The 766-nt window shown below is 43.2% G+C and carries 1 protein-coding gene; it reads right to left on the minus strand.

Annotated features, from left to right (window positions below):
• Positions 1-36: 36 nt before the first annotated feature.
• A partial coding sequence (locus BACCELL_RS25290; RefSeq protein WP_007215029.1) for a DUF6266 family protein occupies positions 37-766 on the minus strand: 730 nt, incomplete at its 5' end.

Raw genomic sequence — 766 nt, forward strand, 5'->3', positions numbered from 1 at the left:
AATTAAGGGCAGCGGAGCCTGGGGTGAAATATCGGTCTATTGTGGTGGCTTGAACTTCCATGTCCGAATGTCCTTGGGGGGAGCGTATGATGAATTTTGTTTTATCTGAATCTGAGTCCCTTTTTTCTTGATGGAGGTAGGATTTTTATAGTTTTTAGGAATTGGTTCTGTTAGTATTTCTATCTCATTTTCCGGTGTGTCAATTACAGAAACCGACAGTCGAATGCTATTGGCTATAGTATTTCCATCGGCACTGCAAAAACTGAGATAAGCTATTAGCTCATCGTCTTGCCAGTCGGAAGGAAGTTGTAGTTCAGCGTGTTGGGAAGAGCGCAGTGCAGTTTTCGTATCATAAACGGCCGTTTCTTTGTCTTTGTTGTATACCAGTAACATAGCAATATCTGTATCTTCTGCATTCCCCATACCGCTATTGTCCTGCCAGTTGAAGTACATCTTATTTCCGTTTTGCGTAGCTGTACCTTCAAATATCGGCATCAGGGTTCCCATAGAAACCAATACCCGGTTAAAGTCAATCCTGATTTCTTTTCCACTGCCAGTCACGGCTCTTTTCAGAGTATAGGACATAGCGGCGTTGAAGGCGGATTTATCCTGTGTAAACTCCTTGTAACCAATACGTATGAAAGGTTTTATAGCTTTCAGAAAACTGAATGCCGTGGCAAATTTGCCACGTTGTTCCTGTTGCTTCGGTGTACGCGGATTGCTGACTTTGGCGGCCCGTGCGCGTATATAGTAGTTTGATTTCCAA

Origin of the sequence: Bacteroides cellulosilyticus DSM 14838, assembly GCF_000158035.1 — a bacterium.
Classification (GTDB): Bacteria; Bacteroidota; Bacteroidia; order Bacteroidales; family Bacteroidaceae; genus Bacteroides; species Bacteroides cellulosilyticus.